Source organism: Frigoribacterium sp. AC512, from assembly GCF_979258295.1.
The window spans coordinates 1,181,633-1,196,695 of the sequence record NZ_OZ409850.1 but is presented as its reverse complement, the minus strand read 5'-3'; the positions used below and the strand labels follow the sequence as shown (position 1 = coordinate 1,196,695).

The 15,063-nt window shown below is 65.0% G+C and carries 23 protein-coding genes; 12 read left to right on the top strand and 11 right to left on the bottom strand.

Annotated features, from left to right (window positions below; translation table 11 throughout):
- Positions 1 to 321 precede the first annotated feature (321 nt).
- The 3 genes from ACZZ97_RS05460 to ACZZ97_RS05450 all read left to right on the top strand — a co-directional run bounded on the left by ACZZ97_RS05460 (position 322) and on the right by ACZZ97_RS05450 (position 3,511).
- Positions 322 to 657, top strand: coding sequence for a helix-turn-helix domain-containing protein (locus tag ACZZ97_RS05460; RefSeq protein WP_463472520.1), 336 nt, complete (start codon positions 322 to 324; stop codon positions 655 to 657).
- 3 nt (positions 658 to 660) lie between these two features.
- The gene (locus tag ACZZ97_RS05455) at positions 661 to 2,460 is read left to right on the top strand and encodes a DNA primase family protein (protein WP_463472519.1); all 1,800 of its coding nucleotides are present in this window, start codon (positions 661 to 663) and stop codon (positions 2,458 to 2,460) included.
- 364 nt (positions 2,461 to 2,824) lie between these two features.
- Positions 2,825 to 3,511, top strand: coding sequence for a hypothetical protein (locus tag ACZZ97_RS05450; protein WP_463472518.1), 687 nt, complete (start codon positions 2,825 to 2,827; stop codon positions 3,509 to 3,511).
- A gap of 224 nt (positions 3,512 to 3,735) precedes the next feature.
- Here ACZZ97_RS05450 and ACZZ97_RS05445 read toward each other — a convergent pair whose 3' ends face one another.
- On the bottom strand, positions 3,736 to 4,863 hold the full coding sequence (locus ACZZ97_RS05445) for an MBL fold metallo-hydrolase (RefSeq protein ID WP_463472517.1): 1,128 nt from the start codon (positions 4,861 to 4,863) through the stop codon (positions 3,736 to 3,738).
- A 317-nt stretch (positions 4,864 to 5,180) separates the two neighbouring features.
- Here ACZZ97_RS05445 and ACZZ97_RS05440 point away from each other — a divergent pair, with 317 nt between their 5' ends.
- Positions 5,181 to 6,650: a competence protein CoiA family protein gene (locus tag ACZZ97_RS05440; RefSeq protein ID WP_463472516.1), complete on the top strand. Its 1,470-nt coding sequence runs from the start codon at positions 5,181 to 5,183 to the stop codon at positions 6,648 to 6,650.
- A 478-nt stretch (positions 6,651 to 7,128) separates the two neighbouring features.
- On the opposite strand, the gene ACZZ97_RS05435 is transcribed toward ACZZ97_RS05440, so the two are convergent.
- Complete coding sequence (locus ACZZ97_RS05435) at positions 7,129 to 7,821, bottom strand: nuclease-related domain-containing protein (RefSeq protein ID WP_463472515.1); 693 nt, start codon at positions 7,819 to 7,821, stop codon at positions 7,129 to 7,131.
- Positions 7,822 to 7,846: 25 nt separating this feature from the next.
- Positions 7,847 to 8,185, bottom strand: coding sequence for a hypothetical protein (locus ACZZ97_RS05430; RefSeq protein WP_463472514.1), 339 nt, complete (start codon positions 8,183 to 8,185; stop codon positions 7,847 to 7,849).
- Between the two features lie 239 nt (positions 8,186 to 8,424).
- Here ACZZ97_RS05430 and ACZZ97_RS05425 point away from each other — a divergent pair, with 239 nt between their 5' ends.
- Entirely contained in the window at positions 8,425 to 8,940 is a 516-nt protein-coding gene (locus ACZZ97_RS05425; protein WP_463472513.1) for a DUF6998 domain-containing protein, read from the top strand.
- 10 nt (positions 8,941 to 8,950) lie between these two features.
- On the opposite strand, the gene ACZZ97_RS05420 is transcribed toward ACZZ97_RS05425, so the two are convergent.
- Entirely contained in the window at positions 8,951 to 9,517 is a 567-nt protein-coding gene (locus tag ACZZ97_RS05420) for a hypothetical protein (RefSeq protein WP_463472512.1), read from the bottom strand.
- Between the two features lie 48 nt (positions 9,518 to 9,565).
- On the opposite strand from ACZZ97_RS05420, the gene ACZZ97_RS05415 reads away from it, so the two are divergent.
- Both ACZZ97_RS05415 and ACZZ97_RS05410 read left to right on the top strand, forming a co-directional pair.
- Complete coding sequence (locus ACZZ97_RS05415) at positions 9,566 to 9,880, top strand: hypothetical protein (protein WP_463472511.1); 315 nt, start codon at positions 9,566 to 9,568, stop codon at positions 9,878 to 9,880.
- A 91-nt stretch (positions 9,881 to 9,971) separates the two neighbouring features.
- Positions 9,972 to 10,277, top strand: coding sequence for a hypothetical protein (locus ACZZ97_RS05410; protein WP_463472510.1), 306 nt, complete (start codon positions 9,972 to 9,974; stop codon positions 10,275 to 10,277).
- Between the two features lie 15 nt (positions 10,278 to 10,292).
- Here ACZZ97_RS05410 and ACZZ97_RS05405 read toward each other — a convergent pair whose 3' ends face one another.
- From ACZZ97_RS05405 to ACZZ97_RS05395, 3 genes are all read right to left on the bottom strand, one after another.
- Positions 10,293 to 10,748, bottom strand: a complete 456-nt coding sequence (locus ACZZ97_RS05405; RefSeq protein WP_463472509.1) for a hypothetical protein — start codon at positions 10,746 to 10,748, stop codon at positions 10,293 to 10,295.
- A gap of 41 nt (positions 10,749 to 10,789) precedes the next feature.
- Entirely contained in the window at positions 10,790 to 11,002 is a 213-nt protein-coding gene (locus ACZZ97_RS05400) for a hypothetical protein (protein WP_463472508.1), read from the bottom strand.
- A gap of 153 nt (positions 11,003 to 11,155) precedes the next feature.
- The gene (locus ACZZ97_RS05395; RefSeq protein WP_463472507.1) at positions 11,156 to 11,362 is read right to left on the bottom strand and encodes a hypothetical protein; all 207 of its coding nucleotides are present in this window, start codon (positions 11,360 to 11,362) and stop codon (positions 11,156 to 11,158) included.
- A gap of 87 nt (positions 11,363 to 11,449) precedes the next feature.
- Here ACZZ97_RS05395 and ACZZ97_RS05390 point away from each other — a divergent pair, with 87 nt between their 5' ends.
- Positions 11,450 to 11,938, top strand: coding sequence for a hypothetical protein (locus tag ACZZ97_RS05390; RefSeq protein ID WP_463472506.1), 489 nt, complete (start codon positions 11,450 to 11,452; stop codon positions 11,936 to 11,938).
- Between the two features lie 127 nt (positions 11,939 to 12,065).
- Here ACZZ97_RS05390 and ACZZ97_RS05385 read toward each other — a convergent pair whose 3' ends face one another.
- From ACZZ97_RS05385 to ACZZ97_RS05370, 4 genes are all read right to left on the bottom strand, one after another.
- Positions 12,066 to 12,554, bottom strand: a complete 489-nt coding sequence (locus ACZZ97_RS05385; protein WP_463472505.1) for a PIN domain-containing protein — start codon at positions 12,552 to 12,554, stop codon at positions 12,066 to 12,068.
- Complete coding sequence (locus ACZZ97_RS05380) at positions 12,551 to 12,757, bottom strand: type II toxin-antitoxin system VapB family antitoxin (RefSeq protein ID WP_463472504.1); 207 nt, start codon at positions 12,755 to 12,757, stop codon at positions 12,551 to 12,553. The genes ACZZ97_RS05385 and ACZZ97_RS05380 overlap by 4 nt, the downstream gene beginning before the upstream one ends.
- A gap of 101 nt (positions 12,758 to 12,858) precedes the next feature.
- Positions 12,859 to 13,002: a hypothetical protein gene (locus ACZZ97_RS05375; RefSeq protein WP_463472503.1), complete on the bottom strand. Its 144-nt coding sequence runs from the start codon at positions 13,000 to 13,002 to the stop codon at positions 12,859 to 12,861.
- A gap of 101 nt (positions 13,003 to 13,103) precedes the next feature.
- Positions 13,104 to 13,415, bottom strand: a complete 312-nt coding sequence (locus ACZZ97_RS05370) for a hypothetical protein (protein ID WP_463472502.1) — start codon at positions 13,413 to 13,415, stop codon at positions 13,104 to 13,106.
- A gap of 254 nt (positions 13,416 to 13,669) precedes the next feature.
- On the opposite strand from ACZZ97_RS05370, the gene ACZZ97_RS05365 reads away from it, so the two are divergent.
- The 4 genes from ACZZ97_RS05365 (at position 13,670) to ACZZ97_RS05350 (ending at position 15,042) form a co-directional block, all read left to right on the top strand.
- The gene (locus ACZZ97_RS05365) at positions 13,670 to 13,921 is read left to right on the top strand and encodes a hypothetical protein (protein WP_463472501.1); all 252 of its coding nucleotides are present in this window, start codon (positions 13,670 to 13,672) and stop codon (positions 13,919 to 13,921) included.
- Between the two features lie 84 nt (positions 13,922 to 14,005).
- Positions 14,006 to 14,299 (top strand): hypothetical protein, encoded by a 294-nt coding sequence (locus tag ACZZ97_RS05360; RefSeq protein WP_463472500.1) that lies wholly within the window; start codon positions 14,006 to 14,008, stop codon positions 14,297 to 14,299.
- Entirely contained in the window at positions 14,292 to 14,567 is a 276-nt protein-coding gene (locus ACZZ97_RS05355) for a hypothetical protein (RefSeq protein WP_463472499.1), read from the top strand. The genes ACZZ97_RS05360 and ACZZ97_RS05355 overlap by 8 nt, the downstream gene beginning before the upstream one ends.
- The gene (locus ACZZ97_RS05350) at positions 14,560 to 15,042 is read left to right on the top strand and encodes a hypothetical protein (RefSeq protein WP_463472498.1); all 483 of its coding nucleotides are present in this window, start codon (positions 14,560 to 14,562) and stop codon (positions 15,040 to 15,042) included. The genes ACZZ97_RS05355 and ACZZ97_RS05350 overlap by 8 nt, the downstream gene beginning before the upstream one ends.
- Positions 15,043 to 15,063 lie beyond the last annotated feature (21 nt).

Below are 15,063 nucleotides of genomic sequence, written 5' to 3'. Positions count from 1 at the left end.
CTTCGAGACGAAAGAAAAGTGCGGCCCCGGCAACGGGGATATACCTCGAAGCAGGCAGGCTTCGAGGCGAAAGAAAAGTGCGGCCCCGGCAACGGGGATATACCTCGAAGTAGGCAGGCTTCGAGACGAAAGACAAGTGCAGCCCCGGCAACGGGGATATCTCCTCCGGCCGGTAGGTCGAGGACGAATAGACGTGCGACCTGGTCTCGAGACGATGCATCACGCGAGGTCGAGACCAAGGTGCGAATCGGAGCAGTGGCTGGCTCTCGATTCAGAGCGATAGGCCGATGCCGTTGTGGCCCACTTCTAAAGGAGCCACCAATGACTCTCACAACGACACCCCTTAAGGCCGCTCAGCACACCCCAGGGGTCGCCCCCGGCCTTTCACTGCCGGAAGCCTCCGCGCGGAGCGGCTATGGGGTCTCGACCCTTCGCCGCCACATCAAGGACGGCCGCTTGAAAGCGGTCAAAGCGAAGGGCCGAATCTTCGTCAGGACGTCCGACCTTGACGCCTTCGTTGAACCGGAACCCATCCAGCCGTCGGAAGCGAGCCTGCAGGAGTGGGCCCGGCGCACGGCCGCCAAAGCGCCCGCGATGCGTCCGGAGCAGCGACAGATCATTCTGGCCGCGTTCTCATCCGCACTCGGGGAGAACTAGGACATGACCGACGCAGAAAGCCGCCCTGTCGAAGACAAGGCGGCATCTGAGGAGGTTGGCGGCTCTGCAGATCAGATTAACCCCTCGGAACGAGAGGTGGACCCCCTCCGCGCCGCGAGCTCGGCCGTACCTGGTCAGAAGTTCCGTGCGACATCCGCGGACACCCTCATGGAGGCCGCTACCGTCCGGTACCTGGCCGCAATCGCGCATGATCCCAGCGTCACGCTGCAGGAGATCCGCGATGCACTTCTCGACCGCGTGAACGGCGAGTACGCGATCGAGAACATCGCTCGCAAGAACGCAAACTCGTCGTCCCCGCCGCTGGTCAAGGTCAGCAAACTCACCGAACACACCGTGGCGCAGGTCCTTCTTGCTCGCCGCCGCATCATTGCTGTCGACCTCGCCGAGGGCGCAACCGAGGACATGACTCACCTGGCCACGTACGTGGAAGAAGGCGAGAACCGGGGCATTTACGACCGCTCGGAGAAGCTTCTGAGGAAGCTTGTGAGTGAGCTGCAGCCGTCCCTGACGTCGAAGGGCATCAGTTCGGTCATCGAACGCCTCAAGACCGCAGCTCCCGTGAGGCGCCGGACTATCGAGCCCCACCTCATCCCCGTCGGAAACGGCGTCTTCGATCATGCCCGACAGGAGCTCCGCGAATTCTCATCCCGCTGGGTGTTCCTTTCGAAGATTCCCAACCCCTACGACCCGTCCGCTACGAGCCCGCGCATCACTATGCCGGACGGTCAGATCTGGAGCTTCGACACCTGGCTCGCTTCCCTCAGCGATGACGAGGAGGTCGTGCAGCTCCTCTGGGAGATCATCAGCGCCTGCGTTCGATCGAACGCACCCTGGAACAAGTCCGCCTGGTTCATGTCGGAGAGGGGAAACAACGGCAAGGGAACACTCATCCAGTTCTTGCGGAACCTGTTGGGCGCCAAGGCGTGCGCATCGGTCAAGTTCGCTGACTTCGGGCGGGACTTCGTTATGGAGCCCCTGATGGACGCTCGGGTCAACCTCGTGGATGAGAACGGGGTCGGTGCCTTCGCAGACAAGATCGAAGACTGGAAAGCCTTCACGACCGGCGATGCCTTCCTCCTGAACCGTAAGTTCAAGACGCCGGTGAGCATTCGCTGGCACGGCTTTGAGATCCAGTGCCTCAACTCAACAACCCCCCGCACGAAGGACCGCACGGAATCCTTCTACCGACGACTGCTGCTTGTGCCTTTCACAAATTGGTTCGGCGACGATGAGCGCAAGTACATCAAGGACGACTATCTGGCCCGACCGGAGGTCCTTGCCTACGTCCTGCGACGAGCGCTCGAGATGACGCACGACTCTCTGTCAAACCCGCAGGTCTGTCGAGATGCTCTCGACGCCTACCGCGGGAACAACAACGCCTTGCAGGGCTTCTGGGAAGAGTTTGAGCCGCAGTTCGCGTGGGATCTCGTTCCGTTCAGGTTCCTTCATGACCTCTACAAGGAGTGGTTCCGCGCGGTCAATCCGAGTGGTCAGGCCGAGAGCCTCACGTCGCTCAGCTCGTTTCTCAGGGAACACCTCGTGGACTCCGACGACTGGGAGCACAAAGGCGCCGTCGCTGTTCGCCCCGGAACGCTGATGGCAGTGCCGGAACCGCTCATCGCCGAGTACGGGTTGCAGGACTGGAGGAACGGATCGTATTCCGGGTCTGACCCTGCAAAGCTCTGCGTTCCTTATCCGATGAAGACCAACTACAAGGGACTCGTTCGTCGAACTACCTCGACTAGTAGAGATCGTCCAGTCGACCTTTCTAAGGCCGCATAGCCCCGGAGGCGTGTCAGAGATTCTCCCTCTGGCACGCCATCTCAGTTGAGGGCCAGCCGCGCTACAGGCAAAGACCCGCCTCCCCCAACCCTGCAGAGGTTCGGGGACGGGGAGGAGCCCGTCATGAACCGCAGCGAGCATCACGACACGCGCGGGCACCCACCCGTTTTCAGGAGCCGGCTAGAGACGGCGAAGTTAGATGCGTTCATCCCTCCAAGGAAACAAGCGTTCTCGTTTACGAGCGAAAGTGAACAACTCGACGAGCGACGATCCGATGATGGTTCGGTCGTTTCTCGCTTCTCGTGGTGTCGCGGCAGAAATTGCCTACGTCTCGGTGCTTCCGCTCCCTCGTAAAGTCCAATTCATGACCGAACACGACTCCACCGCTGACTTTGTTCCACGCCCCCAAGGCGGCGGCGGCCACAAGAACAGAGAGTTCCGCGTCGATTCGAGCGATGACGCTATTGCCGACTTCGTCGACACCGTGAACGACCTCGGCATTGACGGGCGCTGGCTCGTTCAGGGCCTCACAGACTTCCTCCGTCGCGAGAAGCGCGGCGGAGGAGCAGGCATGACCGCCGAGGAACGCAAAGTCGTCATCGAGTCCGGCGCCATGACAGAGGCCGAACTCGAGGAGTCTGAAAGGGACGTCGCGAGAGGGGTGCTCGAAGAGAACGCTGGGGAGCTATGGCTCAGGACATACCAGGAGACTTGGTCCGGGGATACCGTCACCGAATTCCTCGGCTGGACCGAAGAGGAGGTCATGAACGCGGCCCACGACCAGCGCATCCATGGCGTCCCTATCCGAGGCAGACTCCGGTTCCCACGCTGGCAGTTCAGTCTGGGCTCGCGCGGACGGCTGATCCCCCACCTCGAGACCGTCCTGCCCATCCTGACCGAGCACTGGGACTGGATCTCAATCAGCGCATTCATGTCTGTCAGACAGCGCAGCCTTGTGGCGGAGGGACGGAAAACGCCTCGGTCATGGTTGCGTGACGGCGGGGACCCAACAGCTGTTGCGGACATCATTGAGAGCGATAAGTGGCGGTAAAGGTTTAGCACTCAAGTGGGTGATTCCAGATGGCACCTTGACCTTCGGGCGCTTCCTTATTTTCCTCGCGAGTCTCGCTTCAGCGTCAACCCCATATCCGATGGGTCATGTGGCCCCTAAGTGTCAGAACTCACCTAGAAGTTTTATACGCTTGTAAGTAGGGGCAAGAGGCATCCGGCTACGACGACTTGGCCCTCCGAGTACTCGCGTTAGGCCAGCAGGCCTCACGAGGCCGCAGATAGCGGCGACACTCTGACACGGAGCACTATGTCGTCATCTGAACCCTCGACGATGAACTCGCTCTTTCCGAAGGCCGTTTTCACGGCGAGTGAGAAATCAGGTGCAGGGTGCACTGATCCTTGTTTAGCGTGAGCAGTAACCATCGTTGGATTGGCAAATTTTGTCCAAAGGTAAGCATTGGAATTGTTGCTGGAGCCATGGTGTGGTCCCGCGACAACCATAATGCGGTTCTTGTCACTCTTACCGAAAGCATTCATCATGGCGTCAACTGCCAAGGAGGTATCCAATTTGGCATCGCCAGTGGAGAGCCAGCCACCGAACCTCCTACTATCGAGTTGAGCCCACTGATGCGCTCCGTGAGGCAGGCGTGCGTAGCCGATTGGGTTCCTGCGATAGCCCTCTCTGACGTAGCAATCCACTTCTACGAGGTCTCTTGGAGCGCTCCATAGGACGATCGACGACAGGTTCGTCCCATCGCCTTTTAGGTGCGTCCGAGTGATGTCCGCGACCTCTGCGCGGTGGGTAGTCACTAAATGCCTAATCAACGCTTCGTTCAGCTTAGCTTGAGGGTTCTTAAGGACTAACGATCGAACGTCGTTCCAGAAATCCACCGCTACCCGAACGACGCCTGGATTGGCGTATGCCTGGCATTCCCAGATCCCGCAGCTGACGGCGTCCTGCCCGCCCCCGTCGATCCTTTGCATCGATTTCGTGTCACCAGTCTCCCCCGAGACTGGCTCTTCATCCTCCGGGCTTGCGGGCGGCAGTTCTACGACGTCGCTCCCAGGAAAGGCGTTAGCCAGTGTTCGCACAGGCGCGATAATCAGGTCGATGATCAAGCTTTCAGCCGGCTGCCCCGAGCTCGCATGAGCCGCGGAGATAAGTTGCTGCTCGGGGGAAAGCATAGGTACCAGAATTTTGCGCACCTGGATGTGCTCATCTTCTAGCTTCTGAGACAAATGCAGGACGCCGCTGACATGATCCGCATCCAAGTGCGAGAGAATAAGCCAGTCGACAATCTGGACCTTGGACGCGACAAGTTCGTCTACGTATTCATCGATTCGGCCGGCGATCGCACCCGACCTGCTCCCACAGTCGTAGATGTACGTCAAGTCCGGTTCCGCGAGGCACCCATTTACATGGCGGAGGCTCGCGGTATGGAATCCACCGTGCCCAACTCCTCGTTGTTGCATGAGTACCTCCAGCACTTGTCCGCCCCTCGCGCCTCGCGCTATCTCGTCATGTGTCATGCCGAACCTACTTCACCAGCTGCGGGTAGCCAACTTTGAGAGATAGTCCCGATAATTGAGGCTTATCGGGGGCCAGATGGCAGGCCCTCGAAGCGACAAGCTCGAAGGTGCGACGGGGAGTAGCGCCTAGCCAAGGGCACCAGACGTCGTTGCCATCGAACGCATGAAGGGGGCCTGCCGTGCCGTTGACTGCGTTCTTGGGCGAACGATCGTTGCTGGCGCCGATGCTCTCGTCGGGCGACTGGCTCGACCTGAAGGAGCACCGGCCGCGACCCGTGCTCAGCTGCGGGGCGACGGCGGTCGTCAAGACGTCCCGGCTGGGCACGCAGTTCTTCGCGCACAAGGGCCGCGCCCATCCCGTGCACAAGGGCGAGACGAAAGAACATCTCTACGTCAAGGCCGCCGTCGTCGAGGCGGCAGCAGCGCTCGGATGGACGGCCAGGGCTGAGGTGCGGGCTCCTCACGGGTCCTGGATCGCCGACGTGCTCGTCGAGAAGGGCGGTCGACAGATTGCCTTCGAGGTGCAGATCTCGTCCCAGGACGCGGAGCGCTACCTCGAACGTCAGGCGCGGTACGAGCGAGACGGCATCGAGTGCTTCTGGCTGACCGCCCGGGCGAGCACCGAGCACCTGCCGGGCGTCCCGGTCCTCCGCGTTGACCCACATGCCAAGGACCTCACGGTGTCCGTTCGCTCGCGGGTCTCGGCCGAGATGCCCCTCGGCACCTTCGTTGCAGCCGTCCTCAAGGGACCGCTTCGCTGGGCCCCGACACCGCCGGCGACTGTGACCGGGACCATCCGCTGGGGAATGCACGTCTGCGACGCGTGCGATACGCGGTCCATCGTCTGGGATGTCGATCCCCGCAGGACGATCTCCTGCAATCGGTGCTCCTGGTGGGCCTCCGGCGTCGAGCTTGCGCCCAGCGCCGCACCGTCAGCCGCCGCAGTTCGCCTCGGGGCCACAGAGCCCTTTGCCGTCTGGCGGGAGTTGATGCCCAAAGTCCCGTCGACGTTCGGTTGTCCCTGCTGCACGGCCGAGATCCCTCCGACGGACCTGCGGTGGCTGTTTCGCCGCCGCGCCAGCGACTACTGCGCCGTTCGCACAGTCGTGCTCGACGTGACGCAGGCGGAGTCCCACTGGTGCGCGCCTGACAAGGGTCTCCAGGGGGTGCACGACGTCGTTGAGTATCTCGCGCGCCGCGGGGGCACCTTGCGCCGCATCGTCCCGCAGGACAAGGGCGACCTGAGCAGGCTCCGCCGTGAAGCAGCCGAGCTCCATGCGCTGCGCGCGCAGGAGGCGCAGGCGGCCTTCGAGAAGCAAGAGCGCCTTGAGGCCTACCGTCGAGAGCGTGCCGAGCGCCTCCGTCGGGGCGAGGCAGCGCAAAGGGGTGCCACACCTGAGCAGCTCGGCTTGCCGCCGCTGACGGGCACGAAGCCGACGAACTCGCACGAGAGGACCGCGGCGATCAACGCCTACGTGGGGGCGCACCCAGGGCTGGCGCTGGTCGACGTTCGGCGGCTGTTCCCGCCGTTCAGCGTCATCTGTGACTGCCGCGACTGCACAGCGATCTTCGCGACCTTTCCCGACGACGAGCGACGCATCCTTTTCCGCCCCAGGATTGTCGGCTCGATCGTCCCGCGCAGGCGGTAGCTGGGCGAGGGTTCCCGCCTGCGGGAGTGCTGGAACGCCCCGGTGGGGCGGCCGCGGAGCGGGTGTTCTCGAAGTGGTTGCACGGTGTGAGCACTGTTCGCAACGGAGCAGCAGAGCTGCCCCCGAGAACGCATCTGGGGGGGTAGTGGATCCGCCGCATGCCTTAGGTGTGTGGGGGAACGACCCCCTGTCTCAACACCGACAAGAAGGGGTTCATCATGAACATTTAGGAAATCCGCAACGCCATCCGCCGAGGTCTCATCATCCTCGGCATCTACATCCTCATAAGCCTCGTCACGGGTGCCGTGTTCGTCGCCCGTGACTGGGCGCCGTTCGGGGCCGGCTTCGCCTTGACGGCGGTGTGGATGGTCGTCGTCTGGTGGCTCATCAGGCAGATCACTAGCCGCGACCGCGTGAGCGACCGCGCGCACGCAGCAGAACAGAAGCCCGAGAGGAGCTCCCTCTCGGGCTTCTGCCGTCACGCCGGTGGAAGACGCGCCTCGAGCAGCGCAGTGACAGCTGCGACGTCGACACCAGGACCATGGTCGTCGCCCACTCGCGATCCGCCGAGATCACTACGGGGATCGCGCAGGTGCTTCGCCAGGAGCCGTGGCCACAGGACGCGAACGCCGGCCACTTGGAACGAGCCGCCGAACATCGGCCAGTCGGCCTCGACGAAGCAGAGAGCTCCTGCGACCGGCACGCCGCCGGCGCCGCCCTCGTCGAGGATGCTCCGGACGATCTCGACCTGTCGCTGGACGCCGGCGACGAGCTTCGACTGGTCACGCCCGCCCACCGTGAGTATGCGCGTGACGGGCCTGAAGAGGCCACCCTCGCTGCGGAGCCCCGGCCTCCCCCGGTACCGCTTCGCGTCCACGACCAAGACCCCGCGCTGGGTGATGACGAGGTGGTCGATGTTCGCCCGGCTCCGCGGGATGCGACGATCGTGGAGGACTGCAAGCCCCTCCCCCGCGATGGCGTCGAGTGCGCGGCCCACCTGACGCTCGCCCTCGGCGCCGACCGACCAGGCTTTGGTGCTCTGCCGCTCCTCGCTCAGGCGGACAGCGAGGCCGCCGAGACGGCCCCAGCGAGCCCGGACCTTGTCCTCGTCCGCTGCCCGCCGGCGGTCGTACTCGCGTTGAGCTGACGCTCCCGCGCCACTAGCTCTCATTCCTATTCGTCCGAGCCGTTGTGTCCTAGTTAGAGAGCGGGCTTTGCGTTCCGGCCGCGGGCGTCCTGATGTCGAAGAGCATTACCGCGGACTCCATGTCGCTTTCACGACCCTCAGCACGATGAGAGACGTCCAGAAGCCGAGCCGCGTGTCGTAGACAGATGCGATTCAACTCGGTGAACTCGCGCCTGGCCCGGCTGAGCGCCTCGCCCGTGTAAGGCGGTACAGGCATATCGGTTACGACGTAAAGGTCAGCTGCTTCTTGCCGCAGTTTCAGTTTTGCCTCAGCAACGGAGCGAAACTGCTTGGCGATCTCGAAATCTTTGCCCGCCAACAGCAGCTGTTCTCTATGTGCGGTGCTCATGAGCCCAGACTATTGGGGTTACGTCAGCGCAATGTGACGGGCGTGGTGGAACGCGCCGCGAAACTAGTTGTGCGACGAGTTCGAGGTACCGGCGCCATGCGTAATGACGCCACTCCCCCAGCTTGCGAGCCTTCTCGCCTCGCCCTTGACGCGCCGAAGGCTGCTAACGAGGGCAGAAAGAGGTCAGCTGCCTCTCGTTTCACCAGCTCGGCGCCCTTCAATGCGGTCACACTGGATCCGTGTTCATCGATCGGCCTGGCGCTAAAGCGCCACTCGAAGTCAGTTTGTCGGACCTCATGGCGAGGCGCGCGGCGATGCTCGCTGAGCTGGGCACCATCGCGGTCGAGTTGAAGCGGCGCGGTCTCGGCAGGACCAAGCAGGTCCTGGGCGAGCTGGGTGAGCGTCTCGCCCTCGAGGTCTACGGCGGCACCCTTGAGACCCCGAACGCGCGGGCCATCGACCTCGTCGACGCCGCCGGCCGCCGCATCCAGGTCAAGGCGCGTGAGCTTCCCGCCGGCGACCAACGCCTGTTCCAATTCTCGTCGATGAACTTCGACATCGCGGTCTGCATCCGCTTCGACCGCGAGACGTTCCACCTCGACTGGGCCCGCGAGATCACCGTCGAGGAGTTCGCCGAGATCCACGCGACCCACAAGGCGGGACCGCGGCTCTCTGGCGCCCGGGCGGCTCGAGCGGGCATCGACGTCACGGAACAGTTCCAGGCCGCGTGGGTGGCTCTCGAAGCGCTCGCCTGACGACACTCGGTCACATCATCGTGCCCGACAGCATCCAGGCCCTGACGTGGGTGCCGCCGTCGCGGTGGAGCAGCGTGTTCCCCTTGCGCGACACCGCGTCGAACGCTGCCGCAATCTCTTCGAGGCTCTTCACCGTGAAGAAGTCGCGGACGAAGTACGGGTCGCTGCCCTTGCGACGGTGAAGTCCGTCCCGGACCGGTAGGGCATGCGTCAGGTCGTTGCGCTGCTCGCGCGCCGCGTCGAGCGTGTCGATCCAGGAGGCGAGCTCCGGCCAGTCGGGCCGCGACTTCGCCGATCCCCGGAGCTTCGAGACCCGCCGGCCGAGTGCGTCGTCGTACATGTCGTCCTCATCCGCGTCGAAGTGGACGCGTAACAGGTCGAACGCCATGAGGGAGAGATGTCCCGCCTCGTAGGTTGCGCGCCCGAGTGCGAGGAGCCACTCGTCGAAGCGAGGGCTGTTCTGGTCGCCGTCGGCGAGCTTCGGAGGGGTCGTCTCCTCATCGTCGGAAAGAAGGGCTCTGAGGTCAACGTCAAAGGGTCGACGTAAACTACCGTCGTGTGAGTGAGCGGAACTCACCCGCTCTGCTAGTCCTCTGAGAGCTACAGATCGCCCTACGGTGTTGCTGTGAACAACCGCGTCGTCGTCTTCCTCGTTCTCGCGCTCTTGTTCTTCGGCGCTTTCGCTATCGTCGGGAACACGCCGGTGCCGGGAGTCGAGGCCATCACCGCGTTCCGTGCCTCCGAGGCGCAGGCGCTCCTCGCGTCGGAGCAGGAGCTGATGTTCTACAACGAGAGCAACATCGCCTTCTTCGTCGGAGCGATCAACAACATGGTCGCCATCACATGGTCGCTCTTCGCACTCGGCCTCGCATCCAGCCTCATCGCGTTCTTCGCCCGCACCACGACGCCCGCCGCGCCCGCTCGGGTCTCCGCTCAGTAGCTCCCGGCCCGCGACTCCGAGGCCAACGTCGGAGGATCGACCTAATGTCCCGGTCGTGGGAGTGAGCGGATCGGGAGACGCAGTGCGAGCGGTGCTGAAGCGTCGTCACCTCGAGCACCCGTACGCGATCCCGCCCTTCCCCGACGCTCAGGGGCTCTGGCTAATCCGGGTCGGCGCCGCCGCCCCGCTCGGCTACCTCAAGAGCCGCGGCGTCCGCGGCGGCTACGTCTTCGACGTCTACGCGCATTGCCGCGACGACGCCGGCGGCAGGCCCTGGCTGCACACGGCGTCGTCGTTCAACTCCGCGGTGGCGTGGGCCGTGCAACACGACGCCGAGATCCGCGCGCTGATCGCTCGGTCGGCGCCCGAGCCGGACGTCTGGCCGCCGCCGCAGTAGACGGACCTGTGCGCCTCAGCGCGTGACCGGGCCCTTGAACCCCAGATCGTTCTCCTCCGCGCCGCGCGCCACGAGGTAGTCCCAGTGCCTCGACAGCTCGGAGGTGTAGGCGGGGTCAGCCTTGCCGCTCAGGGGTCCGTAGTAGTCGTTGGCGTCCAGCCTCTCGGCGCTCGCCTCCACCTCCCGAAGGTCGAAGTAGCCAGCCCAGCGCGTGCCTTCAAGTGTGCGCCAGGCCTGGCTTGCTCGCTGCGGCTCGACGACAGGATGCCGCTGGAGGATCGTGGCCGCCTCCCGGCGGATGCGGCCAGCGACGAGGAGGCACGCCCCGCACGCCGGCGCGGCCGCCGACTCCGCTCGGATCGCCTCACGTTCTTCGTCGGTCTGGTCGACGACGGGCGCAGGGTGCGCGCGCCGGTCGCAGAGCGACCTTCCGTCGATCATCCAGACGTGCATGCTCTTGGGCTCGGTCATGAATCGACCGTAGGCGATCGCTCTGCCACCGACGTGCCCGATCACTCCCCCGCGGCGACCTCGACGTGCGCCGGGACGACCGAGATCGACGACGTGACCATCAGCTCGTCGTACGAGATCCCGTCCCGGACATCCGCCGGCGTGATCGCGGCGACAGTGAGACTGGCTGGCTTGACCGGACGCGTCTTCGTCAATCGGTACGGCGCGATCTCTGCAGGTGGGACGCTCGTGTCGCGCTCGTACAGGCTGGTCACTGTCGTTCCTCTCGGCGACCGGTGGCTGGCGCGGCCCGGCCGCGACGGTCTGAGAGTAGGGCCTGCATGCACGCACCGCCATGCCCATGACGAAGCCCCGCAGCCAGGGAGGGCTGCGGGGCTTCTGTCATGTCGGGCCCGAGGTGTAGGTACCTACACTTCACTCGCCTCGAGGGCTGCGCGCAGCTGCTCAGTGCGTCGATTCACCACGATGGTCCGCTCGGCGACGGCGATGGAGGCCACGGAGCTGATCGCCATCAGTGCGCCGACCAGCTGGCTGTCGCCAGCGATCAGGATCACCGCGCACACGAGCACGACGGTGGACAGGGCGATCTGGATGGCCGGCCAGGTGTTCGTCATGCGACGAGCCTACGAGTTGCGCTCCTGTCCGTCGCGCTGGCCTCGAGGGCTGAGCAACTGTCACGGTCTGCCAGGATGAGCCTCATCATGAACAAGCCCCTCATCTCGCTGGCCTCGGTGGCCCTCGTCGCAGCTCTCGGCCTCACTGGTTGCAGCGGCTCCGACTCTCCTGACTCGTCCAACGCTGACTCGAACGCCGGATCGAGCAGCGCACCCTCTGCAGAGGCGACTCCCGAAGCAGCTGCGGCGCCCGACCTCGCCGGGACGTGGAAGCAGACCAACTCCGGTAGCGATGACGCGTACCAGGCCGCCGTCATCACCGGCGACACGATCACCGTCAACTGGGTCAGCGACGGCGGTGACACCGAGTCGATCTTCTGGGTCGGCACCTTCACGCCTCCCGCTGACGACGCTTCGCCCTACACCTGGACGTCGACGCGCGATGCCGCCGCGACCGACTCGGCGATGCTCGCCTCGACCGATGACTCGAAGGACTTCACCTTCGAGGATGGCGAGGTCAGCTACAAGGCCAGCCTGATGGGCACCACGACCACTGTGCGCCTCGAGAAGGAGTAGCCGAGACTCGAACTCGGGCTGCTTCACATCCACCCCTCGAAGCCCCGCCGTGCAACGTGCTCGGCGGGGCTTCGCCTTGCCGCCGGCGGCCGGCATCAGCTCCGCGCGGGCATCCGCTGGGAACGGGTCAGAGGCTGCCCTCGGCAACAACCCACTGCTGCTTGAGGTCGGGATAGGCCCGTGCGATGTGTGTGAAGTCCCGGTCGTAGTGCACGACGGTGGCGTGATTCAGGACGGCGTACGCCGCGATGAGGATGTCGGTGGCTCCCGCTGCCCGGCCCATCCCCGCGGCGAAGAGGGCCGACTGGATGCCCGCGACCTCTCGCACTTCCGGGTGCATCGAGCAGTCTGAGAAGGCGCTGGCCAGGGTGAGCATGATCGCCGAATGGTTCTTTGCGCTCCGAGCGCTGTAGCCGTACTCGGCCGCAACGGGCGGGCAGATGAGAATGTCGTCCGGCGCGGTCATCTGGATGATCGTCTCGATGGCTGCGCGGACCGCCGGCTCGGTTGCCACGCGCTGCCAGGCCGAGTTGTCGATGATGAAGCGGGGCCGACGCGAAGCCGCCGCCCACTCGTCTTCTTCCGTGAGCTGCAGACCCAGGTGGCCGATGCTCACGCGTCGCCGTCTCTGAGGCCGTCAGCCCGCGGATCGACGTCGACTTCGATGTCGCTCAGCGTGGCCAGGGCATCGAGTTGACGCTGCCTCTTGACGATGTCGCCGAGAGCCTGATTGATGGCGTCCTTCGTCGTCCGCACGCCGAGGATGCTCTTGGCAGCCGTCAGCAGCTCGGTGTCGACATCTACGCTGGTCATCGCCATCCCGGCCTCCATATGTTCGTCTAGACGACTCTATATGCAGAGGTCGGCAGGCGCCAGAGTGCGCCGAGTTGCGCGCAAAGCAGGCGGGGTCCTCGCCGGCGTCACATGCGTTCCGCCAGCAGATCGTCGAGCGCGCCCAGCGCGCACCAGTAGGCGGCGACCTCTGCAAGCTCCGAGTCCGGATCGCACTCGCGGCGGAGGACGAAGAACTCGAACCGGTCGCGGAGCTCAGGCGCACTGATCATGCGACGACGCTCTCGCGGCTCGAGGCGGCGGGCCCTAAGTCTCCACAGGCCGCCGCGTCGGGGCGAGTTGGTATCGTGCCTGTGGAGGAGCCACCGGCGAGCTAGATGCAGGCGGCGCTCGTGATCGTGACGGCACTGGTGCTGCTCGACCCCTGAAGGGTGACGATGCGGAAACCGACGTCCTGGAACTCGTTGGCGCCCATCGTCGAGACTCGCTCACGCCCCGTGCCCGTGACGTCACCGTAGGCATCCTCGATCTGCCACGCGAACGCGAAGCCCTTATCGCAGCCGTTCGTGTCACCGACCTCGACGGTCCAGCAGTAGGCATCGACGGCGAGCTGGCAGGCGCCGCTGTCTTGGACCGGGGTCGATGCCCACCCGCCTCCGATGTAGGACTCCGCAGAAGCGCTCATTCCGGGTGGGGGCGTCTGTACCGCCGGAGCCGGGGCTGATCCGCTGGAGCACCCAGCGAGTGCGAGTGCGACGCCAGCGGCGACGGAGAGCAAGGCGGCAGTGCGGCGTCTGTTCACCTGACGACCCTATCCGGCGACGTGACGGTCCCTCGGGCAGAAGCGGCGGCATAGCCGCCGTCGGGCAACTCGTGAAGCAGAGGATCTCGTCTGCTCACCTCCGTGACCTTCGCGTCCCGACCCTCTGAGGAGCGACCATGACCCGCATCGAAGACCTGCTCGACGTCGCCACGCGATCGGCTGTCGCCGCAGCTGCTGCTCAGCCGTCCGAGAACTCGCTGTCGCTCGACGCCGACGAGTACGGCGAAGAGGACATGCCCGGTGGCTGCGTCTACTGCTGGGGTTCCGGCGTCGTCGAGGACATCGAGGGCGATCGCGACTGCTTCGGCTGCGACGGAACCGGGACTCCGGTCGAGCGCCCGGGGCTCCGCATCTACGCCCTCACCTGAGGCGCGCGCCGCGCTGCGCCGTCGCCCCGCCGCCCAAGACCTTCCCGCCGCCACCGCGGCGATCGACAGAACGAGGACACCACCATGCACGCACTCATCGCGAAACTCACCCACCTCCTGAAGCCGCGGCGCGTCCGCGATCTCGAGCGACAGATCGCTGAGGCCGAAGCGCTCGTCGGTATGCCCGTTCACGTCCGCGAGGAGAGCCACCTGTTCGGCTGGCCTCGCATCACGACCGAGACGCAGGGCTTCGTCCAGAGCGTCGACCCGAGCAACGGCGAGCTCGTCGTCCGATTCACCACCGAGATCCCCGGCGAGAAGCTCTACCTCAACGCCTTCGCCGACGAGCTCGTCTTCAAGGAGGTCGCCCATGTCTGAGACTTCTGAGCCCGACCAGATCCAGCCTGACGTCACGCCGTCCTCGCCGATCGACGACGAGACCATCCTCCGGAAGCCCGCGGGCTGGCGCCCGACGCCCTACCTTGACACCGTCGAGGTCGCGGGTCGCGGAACGATGACGGTCACCTCGTTCATCGAGCCCACCCCGAGGCGGTTCGTGCTCGCGCTCCGCCGCGGCCGAGAGGACCCCGTGACCGTCGAGGCCATCGCCGGCGAGCTCGCGGGAGAGGATGGTGCCCATGTCTGACACGACCCTGCCTGAGGGAACTCCGCATGCAGGAGGTCGTACTCCCGGCGGTGACCCAGTGAACGGCCCGCAGCTGACCCGCGAGGAGTGCGAGGAGCTCGACGCGGCGGAGCTCAGCAAGATCATCGCCGACAACCGCGAGGCTGGAGAGGCGGCAACTCTCCGGGCGCCTCTCCACTCGTCGTCGACGGCCTACCCCCGCCAGGACGGCCGCTACCTCGACTTGACCGACGAGGGCGGCGAGATCGCGGGCTTCGAGACGGTCTTCGTCGAGGAGGGCGACGACGACGGGTGGGTCCGCTCCATGTACGTCGTGACCCGTGGCCCGTCCGGCACGCACTACGGATGGAGCTGGGCCCCAGGCTTGGCTGAGTCGCAGGACTCGCACGTCCTCGACGACGACCCGAAGCCGGTCGAACGGCACGAGGAGACTCGCGTCATCGTCACGTGGACACCTATCCCGCCGAGCTCGTGAGCGGGGACGCCGCCGCAGCAC